Source organism: Kocuria subflava, assembly GCF_012163155.1.
Taxonomy (GTDB): Bacteria; Actinomycetota; Actinomycetes; order Actinomycetales; family Micrococcaceae; genus Kocuria; species Kocuria subflava.
The window spans coordinates 68,174-85,884 of sequence record NZ_JAAVUN010000013.1 but is presented as its reverse complement, the minus strand read 5'-3'; the positions used below and the strand labels follow the sequence as shown (position 1 = coordinate 85,884).

Annotated in this window: 18 protein-coding genes; 9 read left to right on the top strand and 9 right to left on the bottom strand. The window is 65.3% G+C overall.

The window, feature by feature from the left end; genetic code table 11:
* Positions 1-128: 128 nt before the first annotated feature.
* Both GTW58_RS08160 and GTW58_RS14870 read right to left on the bottom strand, forming a co-directional pair.
* Positions 129-800 carry a VOC family protein gene (locus tag GTW58_RS08160; protein ID WP_232818035.1) on the bottom strand — a complete coding sequence of 224 codons (672 nt, stop codon included), beginning with the start codon at positions 798-800 and terminating at the stop codon, positions 129-131.
* Positions 801-815: 15 nt separating this feature from the next.
* Positions 816-947, bottom strand: coding sequence for a VOC family protein (locus tag GTW58_RS14870; protein ID WP_255409142.1), 132 nt, complete (start codon positions 945-947; stop codon positions 816-818).
* Positions 948-1,087: 140 nt separating this feature from the next.
* Here GTW58_RS14870 and GTW58_RS08155 point away from each other — a divergent pair, with 140 nt between their 5' ends.
* Together GTW58_RS08155 and GTW58_RS08150 are read left to right on the top strand one after the other, a co-directional pair.
* On the top strand, positions 1,088-1,816 hold the full coding sequence (locus GTW58_RS08155; RefSeq protein ID WP_047689564.1) for a response regulator transcription factor: 729 nt from the start codon (positions 1,088-1,090) through the stop codon (positions 1,814-1,816).
* A gap of 6 nt (positions 1,817-1,822) precedes the next feature.
* Positions 1,823-3,490, top strand: a complete 1,668-nt coding sequence (locus GTW58_RS08150; protein ID WP_119932950.1) for a sensor histidine kinase — start codon at positions 1,823-1,825, stop codon at positions 3,488-3,490.
* Between the two features lies 1 nt (position 3,491).
* Here the strand turns inward: GTW58_RS08150 and GTW58_RS08145 are convergent, their stop codons facing one another.
* A complete protein-coding gene (locus GTW58_RS08145) occupies positions 3,492-3,851 on the bottom strand; it encodes a universal stress protein (protein ID WP_047689568.1) in 360 nt (119 codons plus the stop codon).
* A 168-nt stretch (positions 3,852-4,019) separates the two neighbouring features.
* Here GTW58_RS08145 and GTW58_RS08140 point away from each other — a divergent pair, with 168 nt between their 5' ends.
* On the top strand, positions 4,020-4,613 hold the full coding sequence (locus GTW58_RS08140) for a tripartite tricarboxylate transporter TctB family protein (RefSeq protein WP_081993751.1): 594 nt from the start codon (positions 4,020-4,022) through the stop codon (positions 4,611-4,613).
* Between the two features lies 1 nt (position 4,614).
* Positions 4,615-6,120, top strand: a complete 1,506-nt coding sequence (locus GTW58_RS08135) for a tripartite tricarboxylate transporter permease (protein WP_119932949.1) — start codon at positions 4,615-4,617, stop codon at positions 6,118-6,120.
* Positions 6,121-6,198: 78 nt separating this feature from the next.
* Here GTW58_RS08135 and GTW58_RS08130 read toward each other — a convergent pair whose 3' ends face one another.
* On the bottom strand, positions 6,199-6,918 hold the full coding sequence (locus tag GTW58_RS08130) for a winged helix-turn-helix transcriptional regulator (RefSeq protein ID WP_119932948.1): 720 nt from the start codon (positions 6,916-6,918) through the stop codon (positions 6,199-6,201).
* 323 nt (positions 6,919-7,241) lie between these two features.
* On the opposite strand from GTW58_RS08130, the gene GTW58_RS14865 reads away from it, so the two are divergent.
* The gene (locus tag GTW58_RS14865) at positions 7,242-7,973 is read left to right on the top strand and encodes a transglycosylase family protein (protein WP_052209460.1); all 732 of its coding nucleotides are present in this window, start codon (positions 7,242-7,244) and stop codon (positions 7,971-7,973) included.
* 87 nt (positions 7,974-8,060) lie between these two features.
* On the opposite strand, the gene GTW58_RS08120 is transcribed toward GTW58_RS14865, so the two are convergent.
* Positions 8,061-8,900 carry an HpcH/HpaI aldolase/citrate lyase family protein gene (locus tag GTW58_RS08120; protein WP_119932946.1) on the bottom strand — a complete coding sequence of 280 codons (840 nt, stop codon included), beginning with the start codon at positions 8,898-8,900 and terminating at the stop codon, positions 8,061-8,063.
* Positions 8,901-9,167: 267 nt separating this feature from the next.
* Between GTW58_RS08120 and GTW58_RS08115 the strand changes: the two genes are divergently transcribed.
* Together GTW58_RS08115 and GTW58_RS08110 are read left to right on the top strand one after the other, a co-directional pair.
* Positions 9,168-10,055 (top strand): hypothetical protein, encoded by an 888-nt coding sequence (locus GTW58_RS08115; RefSeq protein WP_157980487.1) that lies wholly within the window; start codon positions 9,168-9,170, stop codon positions 10,053-10,055.
* A 99-nt stretch (positions 10,056-10,154) separates the two neighbouring features.
* Positions 10,155-10,538 (top strand): hypothetical protein, encoded by a 384-nt coding sequence (locus GTW58_RS08110; RefSeq protein WP_119932944.1) that lies wholly within the window; start codon positions 10,155-10,157, stop codon positions 10,536-10,538.
* On the opposite strand, the gene GTW58_RS08105 is transcribed toward GTW58_RS08110, so the two are convergent.
* On the bottom strand, positions 10,525-11,160 hold the full coding sequence (locus tag GTW58_RS08105; protein WP_119932943.1) for a TetR/AcrR family transcriptional regulator: 636 nt from the start codon (positions 11,158-11,160) through the stop codon (positions 10,525-10,527). The two genes, GTW58_RS08110 and GTW58_RS08105, sit on opposite strands and share 14 nt — an antisense overlap.
* Positions 11,161-11,258: 98 nt before the next feature.
* Positions 11,259-12,425 (bottom strand): hypothetical protein, encoded by a 1,167-nt coding sequence (locus tag GTW58_RS08100; protein WP_119932942.1) that lies wholly within the window; start codon positions 12,423-12,425, stop codon positions 11,259-11,261.
* A 335-nt stretch (positions 12,426-12,760) separates the two neighbouring features.
* Between GTW58_RS08100 and GTW58_RS08095 the strand changes: the two genes are divergently transcribed.
* On the top strand, positions 12,761-14,167 hold the full coding sequence (locus GTW58_RS08095; RefSeq protein ID WP_157980486.1) for a hypothetical protein: 1,407 nt from the start codon (positions 12,761-12,763) through the stop codon (positions 14,165-14,167).
* Between the two features lie 56 nt (positions 14,168-14,223).
* On the opposite strand, the gene GTW58_RS08090 is transcribed toward GTW58_RS08095, so the two are convergent.
* Complete coding sequence (locus GTW58_RS08090) at positions 14,224-15,156, bottom strand: BadF/BadG/BcrA/BcrD ATPase family protein (protein ID WP_232818034.1); 933 nt, start codon at positions 15,154-15,156, stop codon at positions 14,224-14,226.
* A 505-nt stretch (positions 15,157-15,661) separates the two neighbouring features.
* On the opposite strand from GTW58_RS08090, the gene GTW58_RS08085 reads away from it, so the two are divergent.
* Positions 15,662-16,072 (top strand): RNA-binding S4 domain-containing protein, encoded by a 411-nt coding sequence (locus GTW58_RS08085; RefSeq protein ID WP_119932958.1) that lies wholly within the window; start codon positions 15,662-15,664, stop codon positions 16,070-16,072.
* A 9-nt stretch (positions 16,073-16,081) separates the two neighbouring features.
* Here the strand turns inward: GTW58_RS08085 and GTW58_RS08080 are convergent, their stop codons facing one another.
* Entirely contained in the window at positions 16,082-17,536 is a 1,455-nt protein-coding gene (locus tag GTW58_RS08080; protein ID WP_119932940.1) for a hypothetical protein, read from the bottom strand.
* Positions 17,537-17,711: the final 175 nt, after the last annotated feature.

Genomic DNA, 17,711 nt, shown 5'->3' with positions numbered 1-17,711 from the left:
GGTCTCGCGTCCATACCGGGACCCACCCCCTGTTCTTACTAGGGGTGTTGCAACCACCACATGAACCCACATGCACCCTAACCGGCCAAAAGCGTGTTCTGAATGGGCTCACCGGGAACCGGCGTCACTCAGCGGTACTGTTCGGCGATCTCCAGGATCTGGAAGCCGGCGCCCTGCGGGTCCGCAACCGTTGCCAGGCGGCCGAAGGGGGTGTCCGCACCGGGGTGCAGCACCGTGCCGCCCAGCTCCTCCAAGGTGCTCAGGGCAGAGTCCAGGTCAGCGGTGCCGAAGTACACGCGCCAGAACGACGGCGTCCCCTCCGGCATGAAGCTGTTGGCCTCACACATCCCGGCAGCGGTGCGCTCGCCGGTCCCATGCGTGACATAGCGGACGTTCGGGGCGGCCTCGGACTGTGCGGGGTTCTGCTGGAGGTCCCAGGCCAGGACGTCACGGTAGAAGGAGGAGGCGGCGTCGAAGTCCATGGTCATGAGCTCGAACCAGCAGGGAGTGGCCACGCGTGCACAGTTCTCGATGCCGTCAAAGGAGCCGGACTCCCACAGACCCACGGCGGCACCGGCGGGGTCGGTGACCAGGGCCATGCGGCCCAAATCGGCAATGTCCATGGCCGGGACGATCACCTGGGCACCGTTGTCAGTGGCCTTCTCCAAGGTGGAGTCCATGTCAGCGGTGCGCAGGTACACGCTCCACGCGGTGGGCCCCAAGGGCTCCTCGGAGGGACCGTCCGGGCCCATCAGGGTGGTCATGGCACCACCAATGGGCAGGCCGTCCTTGTGAATCATCCGGTACCCGCCGAATTAGGGGCTGCCTCCACGGAACTCCCAGCCAAAGAGCCCGGAGTAGAACTCCGCAGCACCTTCGATGTCATGGGTGCCCAGGTCGATCCAGACCGGACCGCCTTCCACGTTCACGGGCTTCTGCGCGTCCATGCGCGCTCCTTTCTCCAAGGCCCGGCCAACATGTCCGGGTGCATCGGGACAAGAGTAGGGCTCCGGCCAGCAGCAACGGCCTGGCCACGCTGATTCACGGGAAATTCTGGGATGATGGCGCCACACGTCTAAGGAGCACTGTGAGTCTGCCTTCACTGAACCTTCCCGCCTTGTCACACCCGGATGGATCACCCGTCCGGGTGTTGGTGGTGGATGACGAACCCGCCCTGGCCGATCTGGTGGCCATGGGCTGCCGTATGATCGGCTGGGAAACCCGGATCGAACACGCCGGGCGTTCCGCTGTGGAACAAGCCAAGGAGTTCGTCCCTGACGTGCTGGTCCTGGACTGGATGCTGCCGGAGTTGGACGGTACCCAGGTGCTGGCCAAGATCCGGCGGAACCAGCCCACAGTGCCTGCGCTGTTCCTGACCGCCAAGGACTCGGTGGAGGACCGGATCGCGGGCCTGTCTGCAGGTGGGGACGATTACGTGACCAAGCCCTTCTCCATCGAGGAAGTGCTGTTGCGCCTGCACCGCCTGGTGGAGCGCTCCGGGGTCACCGCCAAAGAGGCCGATGAACTGGTGGTGGGGGACCTGGTGCTCAATGTCAGCACCCGTGAATGCACCCGGGGTGGTGAGCCGATCGACCTCACGGACACCCAGTTCCAGTTGCTGCGCTACCTGATGGAGAACCCCCGTGCCGTGCTCTCCAAGTCCCGCATCCTGGATGCCGTGTGGGACTACGACTTCCAGGGCCAGGCCAACATTGTGGAGCTCTACATCTCCTACCTGCGCAAAAAGATCGACGCAGGCCGGGAACCCATGATCCACACGGTGCGCGGTGCCGGTTACGTGATTCGCCCGGCCTGAGTTTTCATGACCGCACGCCTGCCTTTCCACCGCACGCTGGCCTTCCGCACCGTGGCCGGAGTGCTCCTGCTGCTGGCCGCCGTCCTGGCCGTCACCGGGATTTTCATCACCGTGCTGGCCCAGCGCACCTTGGATGCCCAGCTCGACGACGCCGTCCGCCAATCCATGGCCCGTTCGGCCGCGTTCACGGGCGGTCACCAGGTGTTCGCGGACAAACCGTATCCACAACCAACGGACGGCCCGGACGCGGCTGGAGGATCCGGCGCCAACGGTGGTTCCGACCCCACTGATGGTGACGGCGACGCCAAGGCCGAGCGGGATCCCCTTGAAGCTCCCGGTCAGGCGGTTGGGGTGCTCTCCGTGGAGGTGGTGGACGGGCAGGTCCAGCGGGCCAGTTACCTGACCCCACAAGGCGTTGCGCAGGATCTGCCGCAGCAGGACGTGGATGCCTTGCAGGACATGAATCTCACCGAGCGGGTGGGGGCGGTCAAGCCCGAGGAGATCAACCAGGCCCCGTTGCACCGGGTCGAATTGTCCCTGGGCAACTACTGCGTGGGTGCCGTTGAGCTGGGGGCCGGTGGCGGGAGCGCGGGAAACCCCGGTGGTGCCCCAGGCGCGGATCAGAACGCCCAGCGTGTGGTGGTCACGGGAGTTCCCACGGAACAGGTGGAGCACACCCGGGACGTGTTGATCGCCGGAATCACCGGGGGGTCTGCTGCAGCACTGCTGGTCACGGCCTTGTTGGGTTTGTGGTGGGTGCGTCGGTCCTTGCGCCCTCTGGCCCGTGTTTCCTCCTCCGCCGCCCAGGTGGCTGCCCTTCCCCTGGAATCAGGTGAGGTGGCTGTGCGTGACCACCTGGTCCGCGGAGAACTGGCGCAGCCGGGCACAGAGGTGGGGGATGTGGGGTATGCCCTGAATCTGTTGCTGCTCAACGTGGATGACGCCTTGCAGCAGCGCAATGCATCGGAGGCGCAGCTGCGTCAGTTCGTGGCGGATGCCTCTCACGAACTGAGAACACCCCTGGCCGCGGTGCGCGGCTACGCGGACATGCTCCGCCTCAGTGAACAACTCACACCGGATGGCCGTGGCGCCCTGGAGCGGCTCCTGGCCCAGGCCCAGCGCATGGGCGGATTGGTGGATGACCTGCTGTTGTTGGCGCGTCTGGACGCCGGGCGCGTACCGGACACCAAGCTCGTGGACTTTGACGAAATCGTGGCCGAGGCCGTCATGGACGCCACCGCGGCCGGGCCGGAGCATCGCTGGATCCTGGACATCACCCAGCAGCCCGTCACCGTCCGCGGCGATGCCCTCCAACTGACGCAGGTGGTGGGAAACCTGCTCTCCAACGCCCGCAAACACACCCCTCCGGGCACGGAGGTCCGCATCACCTTGGGGCTGGAGGCCCACCAGGCCGTGCTCACCGTTGACGACGACGGCCCCGGGGTTGCCTCCGAGCTCCAAGACCACCTTTTTGACCGCTTCGCCCGCGGGGACACCGCCCGGACGTTCCAGGATGCAACCGCCAAGACCCAGCCGGGAGAAGGGTCGACCGGACTGGGCCTGGCCATTGTTCGCACCGTGGTGGAGGCACACGGGGGAGAAGCAATGGCGCAGTCACCGCTCACCGGATCAGATCACGGCACCCGGTTCACGGTGCGCCTGCCGTTGGCGTGAATCAGGATTCGTGGGCTTTGACCGCCAGCACGGGAGCGTTGGCTTCCAGCAGGACCTGCTGAGCTGAGCTGCCCAGGAAGAGTTTGCCCACGGGGCTGCGGTGTTTGATGCCCACCACAATCAGGGAGGCGTTGACCTCTTCGGCCACGTCCAGCAGATCGCCGGTGGCGTCACGGCCTCGGGGTTGGGGGAAACGGTACGTCACATTCACGCCGTCACGTTCGGTGCTCTCCTGCTCGGAGGGCTCGCCGTCGAGCTGAAAAATCACGGCATCCTCCCCGCGGCGCTTGGCCTCCACAAGTCCTGCCTCCAATGCGACTTCACTTTCGGGAGAGTTGCTGCGGGCAATGACGACGGTCATGCGTCCTCCATGGTTCGACCTGGCATATGATCCTGTGTGATCTGCACCATAATGTCACGTCACTACCGCATTGACGGCACCTCGCAACCCCTTTCGGGTACGCGGCACCAACGCTGAGCGGACGCGCATGTGTCATGGACTGACCGCACCACATCACCTAGGACCATCGTGAACTCACCGTCAACGGAGACGACTTCGGGGCCGCCCTGGGACACGCCTCCCGCATCATCTGCCGAGTCCGCTGCAGGGCAGGGTCGTGCATCGGAGCCTGGGCGGGGGCAGGGTTTCCTGCCCGGTCGTTCGGGTCTGGTGATACCGCTGGTCCTGGCCGGGATCAGCACCTACCTGGTATACGGCATGGTCACCATGACCGTTCCGGAGAACACTGATTTCCCCGGCCCTCGCTTTTACCCCATGCTGCTGGCCATTGTGGGATACGTCCTGGCCGCACTGCTTGTGCTGGATGTCTTGCGCCACCCGGAGAAGCGGGATGCTGAAGATGCCGCCTCCTACACGTTCCACTCGGACTGGAAGGCCGTGGCGTGGCTGGTGGGCGGCTTCCTGCTGTTTGCTCTGGGGATCGAGTTCCTGGGCTGGATCATCGCCGGAGCCCTGTTGTTCTGGTGTGTTGCCCGCGGGGTGGGCAGCAAGCGGCCCGTCTTTGACCTCTCCTTGGCGTTGGTGTTCTCCAGCCTGATCTACCTGGGTTTTGCCGTGGGTCTGGGTCTGAACCTTCCCTCCGGTCTGTTGGGAGGCCTCTGACATGGAATCTTTGAATCTACTGGCGGAGGGCTTCCAGGGGGCGCTGACCCCCATGAACCTGTTGTGGGTTCTGGTGGGCTGTTTGTTGGGCACCGCCGTTGGCGTGCTGCCCGGTCTGGGCTCCTCCATGGCGGTGGCGCTGCTGCTGCCCATGACCTTTGCCCTGGATCCCACCGCGGCGTTCATCATGTTCGCCGGTGTCTACTTCGGTGGTCTGTTCGGGGATTCCACCATGGGCATCCTGATGAACACCCCGGGGCAGGGCTCGGCCATTGCCTCCACGTTCGAGGGTCACAAGATGGCCCTGGCGGGCAGAGCGCCCCAGGCTCTTGCCACCGCCGCCATCGGTGCCTTCATCGGCGGTATGACGGCCTCCTTGCTGGTGGTGTTCCTGGCCCCCAGGTTGGCTGAGCTCTCGGCCATGTTCGGTCCGCAGGAGTATTTTGCCCTGGCCTTGTTCGCATTCGTGGCCACCTCCTCCGTCGTCGCTGATTCCGCGGTCAAGGGTCTGGCGTCATTGGTGATCGGTCTGGCCATTGCCACTGTGGGCATTGATGCCATGTCCGGTGTGGAGCGATTCACCCTGGGTGCCCCACAGATTTTTGACGGCATCTCCCTGATCACCGTGACCGTGGCCATCCTGGCCCTGGGTGAGGTCCTGCACGTGGCCTCCCGGCTCAAGCGGGAACGCAACCCCCGCCAGGTCAACGTCAAGGGTCGGCCGTTCCTGAAGCGGCATGAACTCAAGGAGGCCGCACCCGCCTGGGCACGTGGCACAGCCATCGGCCTGCCCTTTGGTGTGATTCCGGTTGGTGGCTCGGAGGTCCCCACGTTCATGGCTTACGACCTCGAGCGTCGACTGGACCGTCGTCGTAAGGATCCGCAGTTCGGCAAGGGTGCCATCCGTGGTCTGGCCGCACCGGAGGCGGCAGGAAACGCCACCACCGGTACCGCCATGGGTGCGCTGCTGGCACTGGGTCTGCCGGTGTCCTCCACGGCGGCCATCATGCTGGCTGCCTTCCAGCAGTACGGCCTGCAGCCGGGTCCGTTGCTGTTCGAGCGTTCCACGGACCTGGTGTGGCCGTTGCTTGCCAGCTTCTTTGTGGCCATGGTGGTCCTGTTGATCCTGAACCTGCCGTTTGCGCCGCTGTGGGCCAAGCTGCTGCTGATCCCCAAGCCGTACCTGTACGCGGGCATCACCGTGTTCTGTGGTCTGGGTGTGTATGCAACCTCGGGCCGGATCTTTGACTTGATCCTGCTGTTGGCGTTGGCGCTTCTGGGTTTTGCCATGCGCCGCTACGGGGTGCCCTTGGCTCCGCTCATGATCGGCATGGTCCTGGGGCCGCTGGCGGAGTCCAGCCTGCGGGATGCCTTGCTGAGCTCCGGTGGTGACTGGTCCATCCTGGTCTCCGGTCCCATCCCGCTGGTGCTTTACGGCGTGCTGTTGCTGATCCTGGCCATCACGGTGCGCTCCAAGGTGGTCAACCGCACCCGCCGGGACGTCTGAGCCACTCCTCTCTTCCACCCCCACCCGCCGAATAGGCCGTTTGATCGCTGCTGACCCACTCAGGGGCGATCAAACGGCCTACTCGGCGGGAGAGGGGTGAGGGGATGCCATCCTGTAGCCCACCCCGCGGACCGTTTTGAGGCAGTCCCGCACACGGTGCTCCGCAAGTTTGGTGCGCAACCCGGAGACCGCCTGTTCCACCACATTGGAGCCCCACTCCTCCGCCGGGTCCCAAACGGACTCACGCAATTGGTCGCGGGTCAGGGTGCGTCCGGCATTGCGCAGCAGAACAGCCAGCAGACGGAACTGCACCGGGGTCAGGTCCAGGTCCTGCCCGTCCACCAGAGCCCGATGCCCCAGCAGGTCCACCGTCACCGCCCCGTGCGTGAACTCGTCAGGTTCCCACGTTGCCGGTCGCCTGCTCAGGGCTCGCAACCGTGCCCGCATCTCCACCACACTCACAGGCGCCTCCAGAACGTCATCCGTCCCGGCTTCAAGCGCCTTGGCGGTGGAATGGGGGTCCGTGTGCTGGGCCAGGACCATGACCGGAGTGTGGATTCCGTCCGTGCGCAGCGCCTGGGCCACCACGGTGTCGTAGGTTCCGGCGGCCTCCACGGTCAGCACCACGGCGTCAGGCTGATGGTCCACACATGCCCACGGAAGGGCCGATGGCAAGCTGATTCGCTGCACGCTGTCCGCGGCATCAGCCCAGTCCGGGTCCACAGTCTGTGTCTGGACAGCACCAGCCGGCCCCGGGGGTTGGGCGGCCGAACGCAGGTCCACGGTGAAAATTCGCATGAAAAAAATATGGGCAGATCGGCTGTGCCCAACCTGTGGCCCGGACCAGGCGCCCCTGAGTCTTGCCCCACCCTTGTGCACCGCCTCCGGCCGCCGTTTCTGCCCCCGCCCCACCCACGACGACGACGCACCGCTCACCGTGCGCAGGTCCCTCCAACCTGTCCGCCGGACACAGTTCCGTCAGGAAGCCGACATGCTTGCCCTCAATCCTGGTTGGCATGGTTCGAGCCGCCGGCTATGCCCCAAGGCTGCGTGACCGAATGATCAACCGGGTGTGGCCGCAAGGGCCGGCGCCTGGAGCCGAACTTTGGAACGGAGAGAACATGACCACCACAATGACCGCCCCCGCCCGTCGTCGATCCTTGGTGCGCCGCGGTGCCCTGGGTCTCTCAGGTGCCGCACTGATGATCGGTGCAGGTTTTGCCGCCGCACCTGCCCAGGCCGCCGACACAGGAATCCCCGCCTTGGAGGCCATCAAGAGCTGTGAATCCGGCGGGAACTACTCGGCGGTGAACGCCTCCTCCGGTGCCTCCGGGGCCTACCAGTTCCTGGATTCCACGTGGCAGTCCATGTCTGCCGCCGCCGGCTATGCAACGGCCGCCAGCGCCCCGGAATCCGTGCAGGACGCTGCCGCGATCGAGCTCTACAACGCACAAGGCACCACTCCGTGGGCGGCCTCCGAGTCATGCTGGTCGGGTTCGGTTGCCGGCAGCACCGGAACCGGCACCACGGCAACTGCTGCCACCACCGCCCCTTCTGAAGTGGCCGCTGATGAGACCACCTCTGCATCCGAGGATATGACTCCGGAGGCGGATCAGACGGTTGTGACTGTCCAGGACGTGGCCACCGCGCAGCCAGCAGTGGAGACCAGCACGTCGGTCCCCTCTGACCCTGCCCCCGCTGCCACCGCCACCGCAGGCGCGCCCGCTGACCCCGCCATCGCAGGCGAATCCGCTCAGATGGACCAGTTCGTCCACGGTGCACAGGGCGGTGCCGAGCACAGTGCCCAGCACGGTGTCGACCACGGTGCACAGCTGGCCGGGGCAGCCTGCTGACCGTCGGCTGACGGCTCGTAGATGTCGACCCCCGCGGGAACTGTCGAGGTTCATACCGCGGGGGTCGATCACATCTCACTGCGTGGTTCAGGCGTGTGGGCCGTCCAGGATGGCACGTGCCCGCGCAAGCACAGGTGCTTCCACCATGGATCCGTCCACGGACGTGGCGCCGTCGTCGGCGTGAATGACCGAGCGGGCCCACTCGATTTCGTCCATGGTGGGAGCAAAAGCCTGGGCCACAGCATCCACCTGTGCCGGGTGGATGCAGGACTTGCCCGTGAAACCGTCTTCCTTGGCCAACCGTGCAGCCACTTGAACGGGGCGCAGGTCCTTGAACTGCGGAGTGGGTGAATCCAGCGGCCCGGCCAGACCCAGGGCGCGGGAGACCGTGACCAGACGGGCACGAGCGGCGTCCATGGTGCGGGAATCCAGGGCACATCCAAGATCCTGGGCCAGATCCAACGTGCCTGTGGCCAGTCGGATCACCCCGTCCTGGGCGGCCAAGGCTTCCAGGTGCAACAACCCGGCTGCTGACTCAATGGTCCCCACCAGGTGGGTGCCCGGCAGGGCCTCCCGCACGGAACTCAGATGCCCGGTCTCCTCCACCTTGGGAACCACCACGGCGTCCAACAGCTCCACAGTGCCCACGGCAGCCAGTGCCTTGAGGTCTTGTGCGCCTGCCTGTGTCCTGGGGGAGTTGATGCGAACCGCCACGGCAGCACTCAGACGGCCATGCCTGCTGGTTCCACCCAGCAGGGCCATCAGATTGTCGCGGGCTTGGTCCTTGTCCTGGCCGGCCACGGCATCTTCCAGATCAACAATGACCACATCGGCCCCGGAGCTCTGTGCTTTGAGGACCCGGTCGGGTCTGCTCGCGGGGGCGAACAGGGTGGTTCGGGCGGTGCTCAGCAGTGGCGTGTGCGTCATGACACAAGCCTAGAAGCCTTGCGCGTCACGGGGCAGTGGTTCAGCTGAGGCGGGGACAAGTTTGCGCTCACGAGCGTGCAAACACAGGCCCCGAAAGAAAAATTCTTGTGCCTGGGCTGACCTGGGAATTTGCTAATGCATTACGGACTGTGACGTTGTAGGGGTTTGCAAATGCGAATAAGAGGTGTTTCACTCGTGGTGTGCCGGTGATCCAAGGCACACAGCAAACCACTCGACAGTCCGCCCCTTCTCCTCAAGGAGGTCGTCATGACCAAGAACCTCTCTCTCCGTACCCCGTTGACCGTCGGCCTCTTGGCCGTCACCGCAACCCTTGGCCTGGCCGGTTGTGTCCCCACCGGAGGCAGCCAGCCCGCTCCCACGGAAACCACACAGTCCCAGCCGAGCCAGACGGAAACCACCCAGCCCACCCATACCCCGGATTCCACCAGCTCCGCAACGCCCAGCGGCTCCGGTGACAAAACCGGCACCAGCTCTGCCAGCCCCAAGAGCACCAGCAGTTCCGCTGCTTCCACCGGGGATGTGGACACCACCCAGTTGAAGGGCGAGCCCATCTCCACCGTCAAGGGCAAGGGTGGTGACACCGTGGAGGTCCCGGAGCACGACGGCCCCATTGTGGTGGTCTTTGAGAACACCTCCTCCAGCAAGTACACCTACCTCTACGCCAAGGCTGACCACGGAGGAATCCTCAGTGGTGTGGACACGGGTCAGCAGTCCATCAACTTTGTGGACCCGTACACCCCGTACAACCCCACCAACACCAAGTCCTACGAGATCCAGGGGGATTCCAGTGAGAGCTTCACCATGAGCTTCTACGACGTCGACTCCCTCCCCACCGCGGGACCGGACCAGACCATCACCGGTGATGGCTTTGGCGCGTTCAAGTGGGAGGGGGATGAGGACGTCACCGTCAAGGCCAGCCACGACGGCGGCGGAAACTTCATCGTCCACGGTGAAGACACCGAGGATGGCGGCCAGGGCACGCAGTACACCTTCAACGAGATCGGTGCAGGCTACGGCTACCTGGACGTCGACGCCGGCGAGTACTACATCGTGGTGGAGGCCGACTCCGGATGGAGCTTTGAGCCTTCCACTCCTGAGGAAGCCGACGCCGACTCCGGCACACCTGCTGCCTGAGACCCACTCTGATGATGCCCCGCCAGATGTGATCCTCCAGGATCCATCCGGAGGGGCATCATCCACATCCACCCCACACGACCCCGATAGGGGTCAGCCATGAACATCGCACTCAACAGTTTTCGGGCCTCAGCAGCCCTTGTCACCAGTGGTCTCTTGGTGGTTCTGGGTGCCACCGCTGCAGGTGCAGCACCAGGCCTACCGGCTGAGACCGCTCAGGACCGCGGCGTTGTGACCGGCCCTGCGCCCGTCTGCAAGGCCAATCCGTGTAGGTCGAAGGAGCCCGTCATCCGGCCCAAACTGAATCGGGACACGGTGCGCTCGCAGGACTGGGTGCGGGATGCCTGGTCATGGGAGATCATTGCGCCGGATGCCGGATGCCGGATGCCGCATGCCGGGGCGCTGGGCGTTCAGGCGGCCTGGTGTGAGGCTGATGCAACGGACTGCAGGATCCGGCAGCATCACGTGATCAGCAGTGAGTGAGCCCGTTCAGCAGCGTTGACCACTGGCTTGCCAGGGCGTTGAGGAACAGATCGTCGTCCAGGATGGCCTCATGCAGGACCATGGAGGACAAGCAACTTTCTGTGCCGAGCATCAGGCTGACCATGTGCACCTGCCGGGCGGCGAGCTCCCGCGAGGGCAGCTCGCCGCCTTGGTGGTTTCCGGATCCGCGGCGCAGTGCCTGCAGTCCCGCTGCTGTTTCCCGGCACAGTTCAACCCGGGCCCGGTGGACATCGCTGTCCTCGGTCATGGCTTGTTCCATGGCATCCAGCTCCTCCGGATGCGCCCGCCACACGGCCACCACTTGAGCCAGCCACGCGCGGCAGGACTGCACCGAGTACTCCGGGAGGTGGTCCAGCTGGGAGTAGATGCGGTCCAGCTCCGGGCGCAATTCCAGCATCCACTCCAGGACGATCTCCGACTTGGAGTGGAAGTACAGGTAGAGGTTTGCTCGGCTCGACCCGGCGGCTGCGGCAACCTGTGACATGGATGTGGCGCCGTAACCGTGTTCCTTGAACAGGGTCACTGCGGCGTCCACAAAGCGTTGTCGAGTCTCCTCCGCCCGGGACACAGGTCCGGGCGCAGCAGTGGGTTGGGCAGTCATGCCACCAACATACCCAGTGTGAATCACCTCACACACCCTGACGGGCCAGGGAGTTCCACAAATGGGGCTTGTCCAGCCTGCTGGTCAACCGCTGAAACTCAGATCAGCAACCCCACCAGGATCAGGATCCCCACCAGAACGGCAGCGGTGATTCCCCAGTTGCGCAGCACGTTCTTCTCGTCCGCCCGCTGCGCCTCGGACATGGGTCCGTCAAACAGTGCGCGGGGGTCGTAGGCACGCCGCGGGCCGGGTCCAGGTTGGTCCTGCTCTTGGGCAGCCGGGTCACTCCACCGCTGGTCCTCGAACCGGTCTCCGTAACGGGGTTCATCCTTGGGTCCGTCCGAACCCATCCCCCACCCGCGTGACGCCTCGTCCTGGGGATTGCCCTGGGAACCCGGTTCCCGGCTTCCCGTGGAGTCGTGGAAGCCCACCGGCTGACCGTGGTTGGGATCGGCTTGCGCAGGTGGCTGGTGGCTGTGCGTGGGGGCTTGTGGAGTCTCTGACGGAGGCTGGGTGGATTGCGGATCGCGGCCCAAGAGGTTTTCCAGGGCGCGGTCGTCATGGTGGGACCAGGAACTCGGCTGGGCATCGGAGCCGTGGTCCGGGTGCTCACCGCCCGACGACGACGCCGACGATCCTGGCTGCGATTCTGGTGTTCCTTCCGGTGACGACGCCGCAGGGCCCGTCCCGTCCGAGGCCTCAGATTCCGTGTCCCGTGTCTGACGCGCTGCTTGATCAGCCCGCCCCAGGGCTTCCGTGAATTGGCGCAGCTGATCCTTGCGGGTTCGGTGGGTGCCGCGCTGATCAGCCAGTTGAACGGCGCGTTGGGAGACCTTTTGATAGATGGCGCCGTCGTCGTCGATGCCCAGGGTTGCGGCGGTGCGAGCTGCGGACACGGGCGGTTCCCCGGGGGACGCCGTGGAAGCCCAGGTCAGCAGGGACACAATCACAGGGTCCCCCAGGACCTGACGCGCTGCCGGCTGCAGATCCGGTGCCCAGGAGAGCTCCAGCACGGTGGGGTCCACGGCCTGATCCGCGTCAATGCGTGAGGTTGCTGAGGGGTCCTGGAACATGCCGGAGAGAATCACGGCTGCCGCAACCCGGTCTGCGGGAGTGTTGCCCGGGCCGTTCACCACGTCCTGAAGGGTCTGCTGCGCGGAGTCGCCGGCGGAGGCCACGGTCTGGCGCAGCAGGGACGGCTCGGCGGTCAGTGCCGAGGGACGGCGCAGGGCGTCATGGGCTGCCGTGGGATCAAGGTCGGCCACGTGTAATCACCTTTTCGGGTCTGTGGTCGGGCGGGCGTCATCTTGCAAGACTGCTGTGTTCTTCCCATGAGCCTACGCTGCCCGGTTTGTCAGCCGCAGTGCTTGCGGCCGCCGGGTGCACGCCGCCCAGTGGCACACCCCTGGCGTCATGTCACACAAGGTCCAACGGTTTGAATCTGCAAACGATTACAGTCACCTTGTATTCCTGTAGTCGGCCGGGTCCGTGACCCGGGTGGAGAGACTGTCCCAGCAACGGTGCACCCCCTTCTGGTTTCCTCCCAGGGGACCGTGCTGAGACCACTCCACACGTTTGATCCAAGTCATGAGGAGCACCCGTGGCCCGCAGTTTCAACCCTCCGCCCAATTGGCCCAAGCCTCCCGAAGGCTGGCAGCCGCCCCCAGGGTGGCAACCCGATCCCGCCTGGGGCCCCGCCCCTGAGGGCTGGGACCTCTGGACCGAAGACCCCCAGACCGATGGTTCCGCGGTCGCGGATGCATCCGGTGCAGAATCAGGAACCGATGGCGGCGCTGCCGGCGCGGGTGCCGCAGGCGCTGCAGGTGCCGGTGCTGCCGCAGGTGCGGGTTCGCCGTCGGCACCGTCCTTTGGCGGGCAGGATGCCGGAACCGGTACCAGCCGCATGCCGCAGTACCAGGGCTCGGATGCGCCCACCACGCAGCAGTCCGTGAACTCCCCGGAGCCCACAGTCCGTGACGCCGGAGGTGGCCAGTTCGCCGCCAACCAGGCACCCCAGTACAACGCGCAGGGTGGGGCCGGTGCGCCCTACCAGGCCGGTGGAACAGGCAACGTGCCTCCCAACTCGGGCGGTTCCGGTGCCACCGGTGGCAGCGGCCGTTCCAAGCTGCCCTGGATCCTGGGAGCTGTGATTGCCCTGCTGTTGGTGATCCTCCTGGTCCTGGTGTTGGCCCTGAGCGGCATCTTTGGTGGTAACGACGAACAAGCCTCCGATGAAGAAACCCAGTCGCAGACCCAGGATCCCGGCAACGACGTCTCCCCGGGTGGTATGGCCACGGCAGATGCCGGAGCCACCGGTGGGGGCAGCCCCACGGTCTCCGAGGAAGCCACTCGCCTGAACGTGGATCCGGAAGGTGCCACGGAGGTTTCCAATCCCGCGGAGCCCGTGGAGACTTTCACTCAAGACGACGGTGAAATTGAGCTGCCTCGCCCCAACGGCGACGACGCTCCGCAGCTGATCTCCGTCACCTCCAAGGGCGGCAACTACGTGACCTTTGAGGCTGAACGCGAGGACGGCTCCGATGCCTACGTGACCGGCAGCTCCAGCAACCGCGAAAGCTTCCAGCTGCTCAACACCTACTCCTTCGATCGCGGCAACCCTGTGACCAAGGTCTGGACCGAGGACGAGGACGCTGAGTTCGAGCTCAAGGTCTACAACCTGGACGACTTGACCAACGTTGACGGTGGCAGCATCAAGGGCGACGGCGATGCCGTGTTCACCGTGGACGTCCAGGACGGCAGCACCTGGTACAAGATGAGCCACAACGGCAGCTCCAACTTCATTGTCTACGCCTCCACCGATTACGAGGACGGCACCTACGGCAGCCAGGAACTGGCCGCCAACGAGATCGGCCGTTCCGTGGTCTACACCGAGTACGGCGAAGGCAAGTGGTTGATGTCCGTGGACGCGGACGGCAAGTGGGGCTTTGAGGAGTCCACTGAACAGCTGGCCCGTGAGGCAGCTGTTGCGGAGATCATGAACAACTGATCCGCCTCACCTCACCTGTGCACTGGCCCGGTTCCTTGCAAGGAACCGGGCCAGTGTCATGGCCGGGGTGGTTGCCCCGCCAGATGCAGTGTGCCCATGACCGGATCCTGTTCAAGGACCACGACGTCGGTCAGCCCGGCATCTTCTGCCAGCTCCTCAAAAGCGCGGCGCACCTGGGCGGAGTGTGAAATCAGCCCGCCACCCACCACCACCGGGCCGGTGACACCCAACTGGGTGGCCACAGTCTTGGCTGCCGTGACCAAGTGCGTTGCGGCTTGCAGCAGCAGTTCTTGTGAATCCTGGTGGCCGACTGTGGCGTTCTGGTCCACCAGCCGGGCCAGTCCCGCCCACTCGGTGCGCTCCGCGTGGGAGTGGAAATCCGCAATGAGATGCTCGCGTGCTTCCAGACCACGGTCCCGCAACACGGCGCGATCCAGATCATCTGCCGGGAGACCCATGTCATGGTGCCGCAGAGCTCGTCTGACAGCTTCGCGTGACACCCACCAACTGCTGCCCTCATCACCCAACAGATGGCCCCAGCCTCCGCTGCGGGATTCCTGCCCGTCCGCGGTGCGACCCCACGCCACGGAACCGGTCCCGGCAATCACCGCGATCCCCGCGTCCTGGCCTCCGGCGGCCAGAATCAAGCGGGTGTCATGCACCACCGTGGTTTCCAGGCCCTCGTGCGCCGGGTCAACTCCCAGGGCTTGAGCGATCCTGGCGCGTAGCTGCCTGGCGTCCTCCGCGGTGTCAACGCCTCCGGATCCAGCCACCACGTGCAGTGTTGTTCCAGGTGGCAGGGGACTCAGCCCAAGTTGGCCGGCCACCTGGCCCAGGGCCGCCACGGCAGCCTGGGCACTCACGTTCTGCACATTGGCACTGGGGCCGTTGGCCTGAGCCACCACGATCCATCGGCCTGCGGTGTACTGCGCCACCAGGCCCTGGGTGCTGGTTCCACCGATGTCCAAGCCGAACAGCATGTGTGTCATGGGCACCATTTTGCGGGTTGGGGAGCACCTTGGGAACACGCTCTGGGCCGCATGACGGCTGGTGAAACAGACCGAAACCGTGTGTGACATGAGGGGAACGGCACACGGCACAAAAAGAACCCCTCAGCGTCGCGATCGCTGTGGGGTTCTTGAAAATCTCGATCCTACTGCGGGTTCGGCATTGCCACCGTGCTATTCAATGGTTTCTGCCTGCGCCACGGACTCCGTCTTCCGGCTTGTTGATGTCCCGTCAGGTTCTTGTGCGGGTGCAATTCGTCATCCGGTTGAGGGGGTGGTCTGCTCCGGCCTGTTAGCTCACGGCTCCTGCAGCCTTGCCCGTTTCGGTCTCGCTGAGTGTCTGCATCTCCATCCGAACTCCTTGTCACTCGAGAACTCGTGCTTGAAAGATACGCCCGCCGCAAGGGGCGATCAACAGCAAAATCACTGTTGTGGCAACAGTTTCCATTGAGGTTAGAGCTTCCATTGAGGTGAGAGCATGTACGACATGGCACCGCGGGAGAATTCACCAGGGCCCACGTCTGCACAGGACGGCGGGCCGGCCTCAGTCCGGCTGGACGTCTGGTTGTGGTCGGTGCGGGTGTTCAAGACGCGTGCAGCGGCCACCACGGCATGCAGGGCTGGTCACGTCAGGTTGAACCAGGCTCCCGTCAAGGCCTCCCAAGCAGTACGCGTGGGAGACACCGTGGTGGTGCGCCGCCCCGGGTGGCAGCAGGTTCTGGAAGTCACCAAACTGCTGGTCAAAAGGGTGGGTGCCCCTGTGGCGCGCGAGTGCTACAACGATCTCTCCGAACCACCGCCACCCCAGATCCGTGCTGCGGTGCCGCGCCGGGATCCAGGTGCCGGGCGCCCCACCAAGAAGGACCGCCGCAAACTGGATGAGCTGCGCGGCCACTGAGCTACCCGCTCAGTCCTCCCGGCGCTTGCCCATCACGTAGCCAAAAATGGAATCGGCCTCCACCTTGCGGTCGTAGATCTCTCGTTCGGCTTCTGCTTTGGATGGAGCTCCGCTGCGGCGCACCGTCCGCATCTGACTGGTTCGGGCGTCCGCGGCCGGGTTCCCCGGGTTGGCGTGGGCCGCTGGATCATCCGTCACCCGCTCACCCAGGTATTTGCGCAGTCCTCGGCCCCGTCCGCGGCCGTTGGTGGGTTCAGTCTCTGCAACCTCTTGCCGTGAGGTGGGGCGGCGCCCTGGCCTGCGTCCGGCCGGCGCATCCGTGGATTGTCCATTGCGCTTGAGTCTTGCCTGGTGAGCGCGTTGGGCGGAGCGATCCACCAGGACCACCTGTTCGTCCTCTGCTGCCACGCGGGTGCGCTTGGGGCGGCGTGGTTTGCGATCATCCGGGTGCAACGGGGCTGTGTCCTGCTCACGGTCCACCGGGATCTCCCCGGTGGACTCGTCCCCGGGGTACTGACCGTCATCCGCGTACACGGGAATCAGGTCCGTGGTCTCGGTCCGGTAGGTGTTGGGGTCCTGGATGGCCTCGACGCGTACATCGTTACCACCCAGCTGACCGTTACCACCCAGCCGACCGTTGCTGCCCAGCTGACCGTCACCACCCAGCCGGTCATGACCGTCATACCGACTGCGCGGCGCTTCATCCGCCATGGCCTGCCGCAGTTGTTGTTCCCGCTGGTAGGGGTCGGGGTGCGCGGGCAGGTGGTGGGTGTCGACGTCGTCGTCGTGGTCCCAGGCTTCGTCAGCGGTGATGACCACCACGCGGCTGCCATCCGGTGATTGTTGAGCCGAGCCCGGTCGGCGTTGCCGATCCGTGCGGAAGTCGGTCCAGCCTCCCCAGGCACGCCAGCTGCGCCATGCGAGCCAGGCGATGGTGACCCACAGGATCAGGGCGGCGCGGCCGTAGCCTGTGGCCAGCCAGATCATCAGGCCGAGCCCCACCACAACACCCAATCCCAGGGGCAGCAGCGCCAGGGGGGTCTGTACGGGGACCCAGCCCAGGGTGCGTGCGGAGAAAGCCCCCGGGCGTGAGCCTGTGGCAGGGCGCCAGTTGCGCACCCTGACGCCGCGCAACACCGCATCCTGTTCACCAGGGTCCCAGGCTGCTGCGCCGTGGGAGAGCAGCAGACGATCCCGGGCAGTGGCGGCGGTGAGCACAAGGTGAATGCCGATTGCCACACACCCCAGGGGCAGACCAACGGCCAGCCAGATGGCCAACACACGCAGCACCATGGCGGTCTCATGGGCGTCGTAGACCTGGAAGTTCAACATGTTCCAGGTGATGTGAAAGAGCAGTGAACCGAACACCGTCAGGCACAGGCCGTTGACCACGGCTCGTGTGCGCAACGGAGGCCAGGAGGGCAGGCCACCGTTGTGGATGCGCCCTCTCACTGAGCGGGCCATGGCTCCTCCTGCGGATGGTGACGGGGAAGACTCACCGGGGCGGTGCAGGGCAATCGGGATGGTTCAGTCCAATGGGGATGATCCAGTCCGATTGCTGTGTCCTCGGTGAGGGACAGCGCCGCACACCCGCCGCTGAGTGGTCTTGGTGGGCGCTGTCAGCCACAGGCTAGCAACC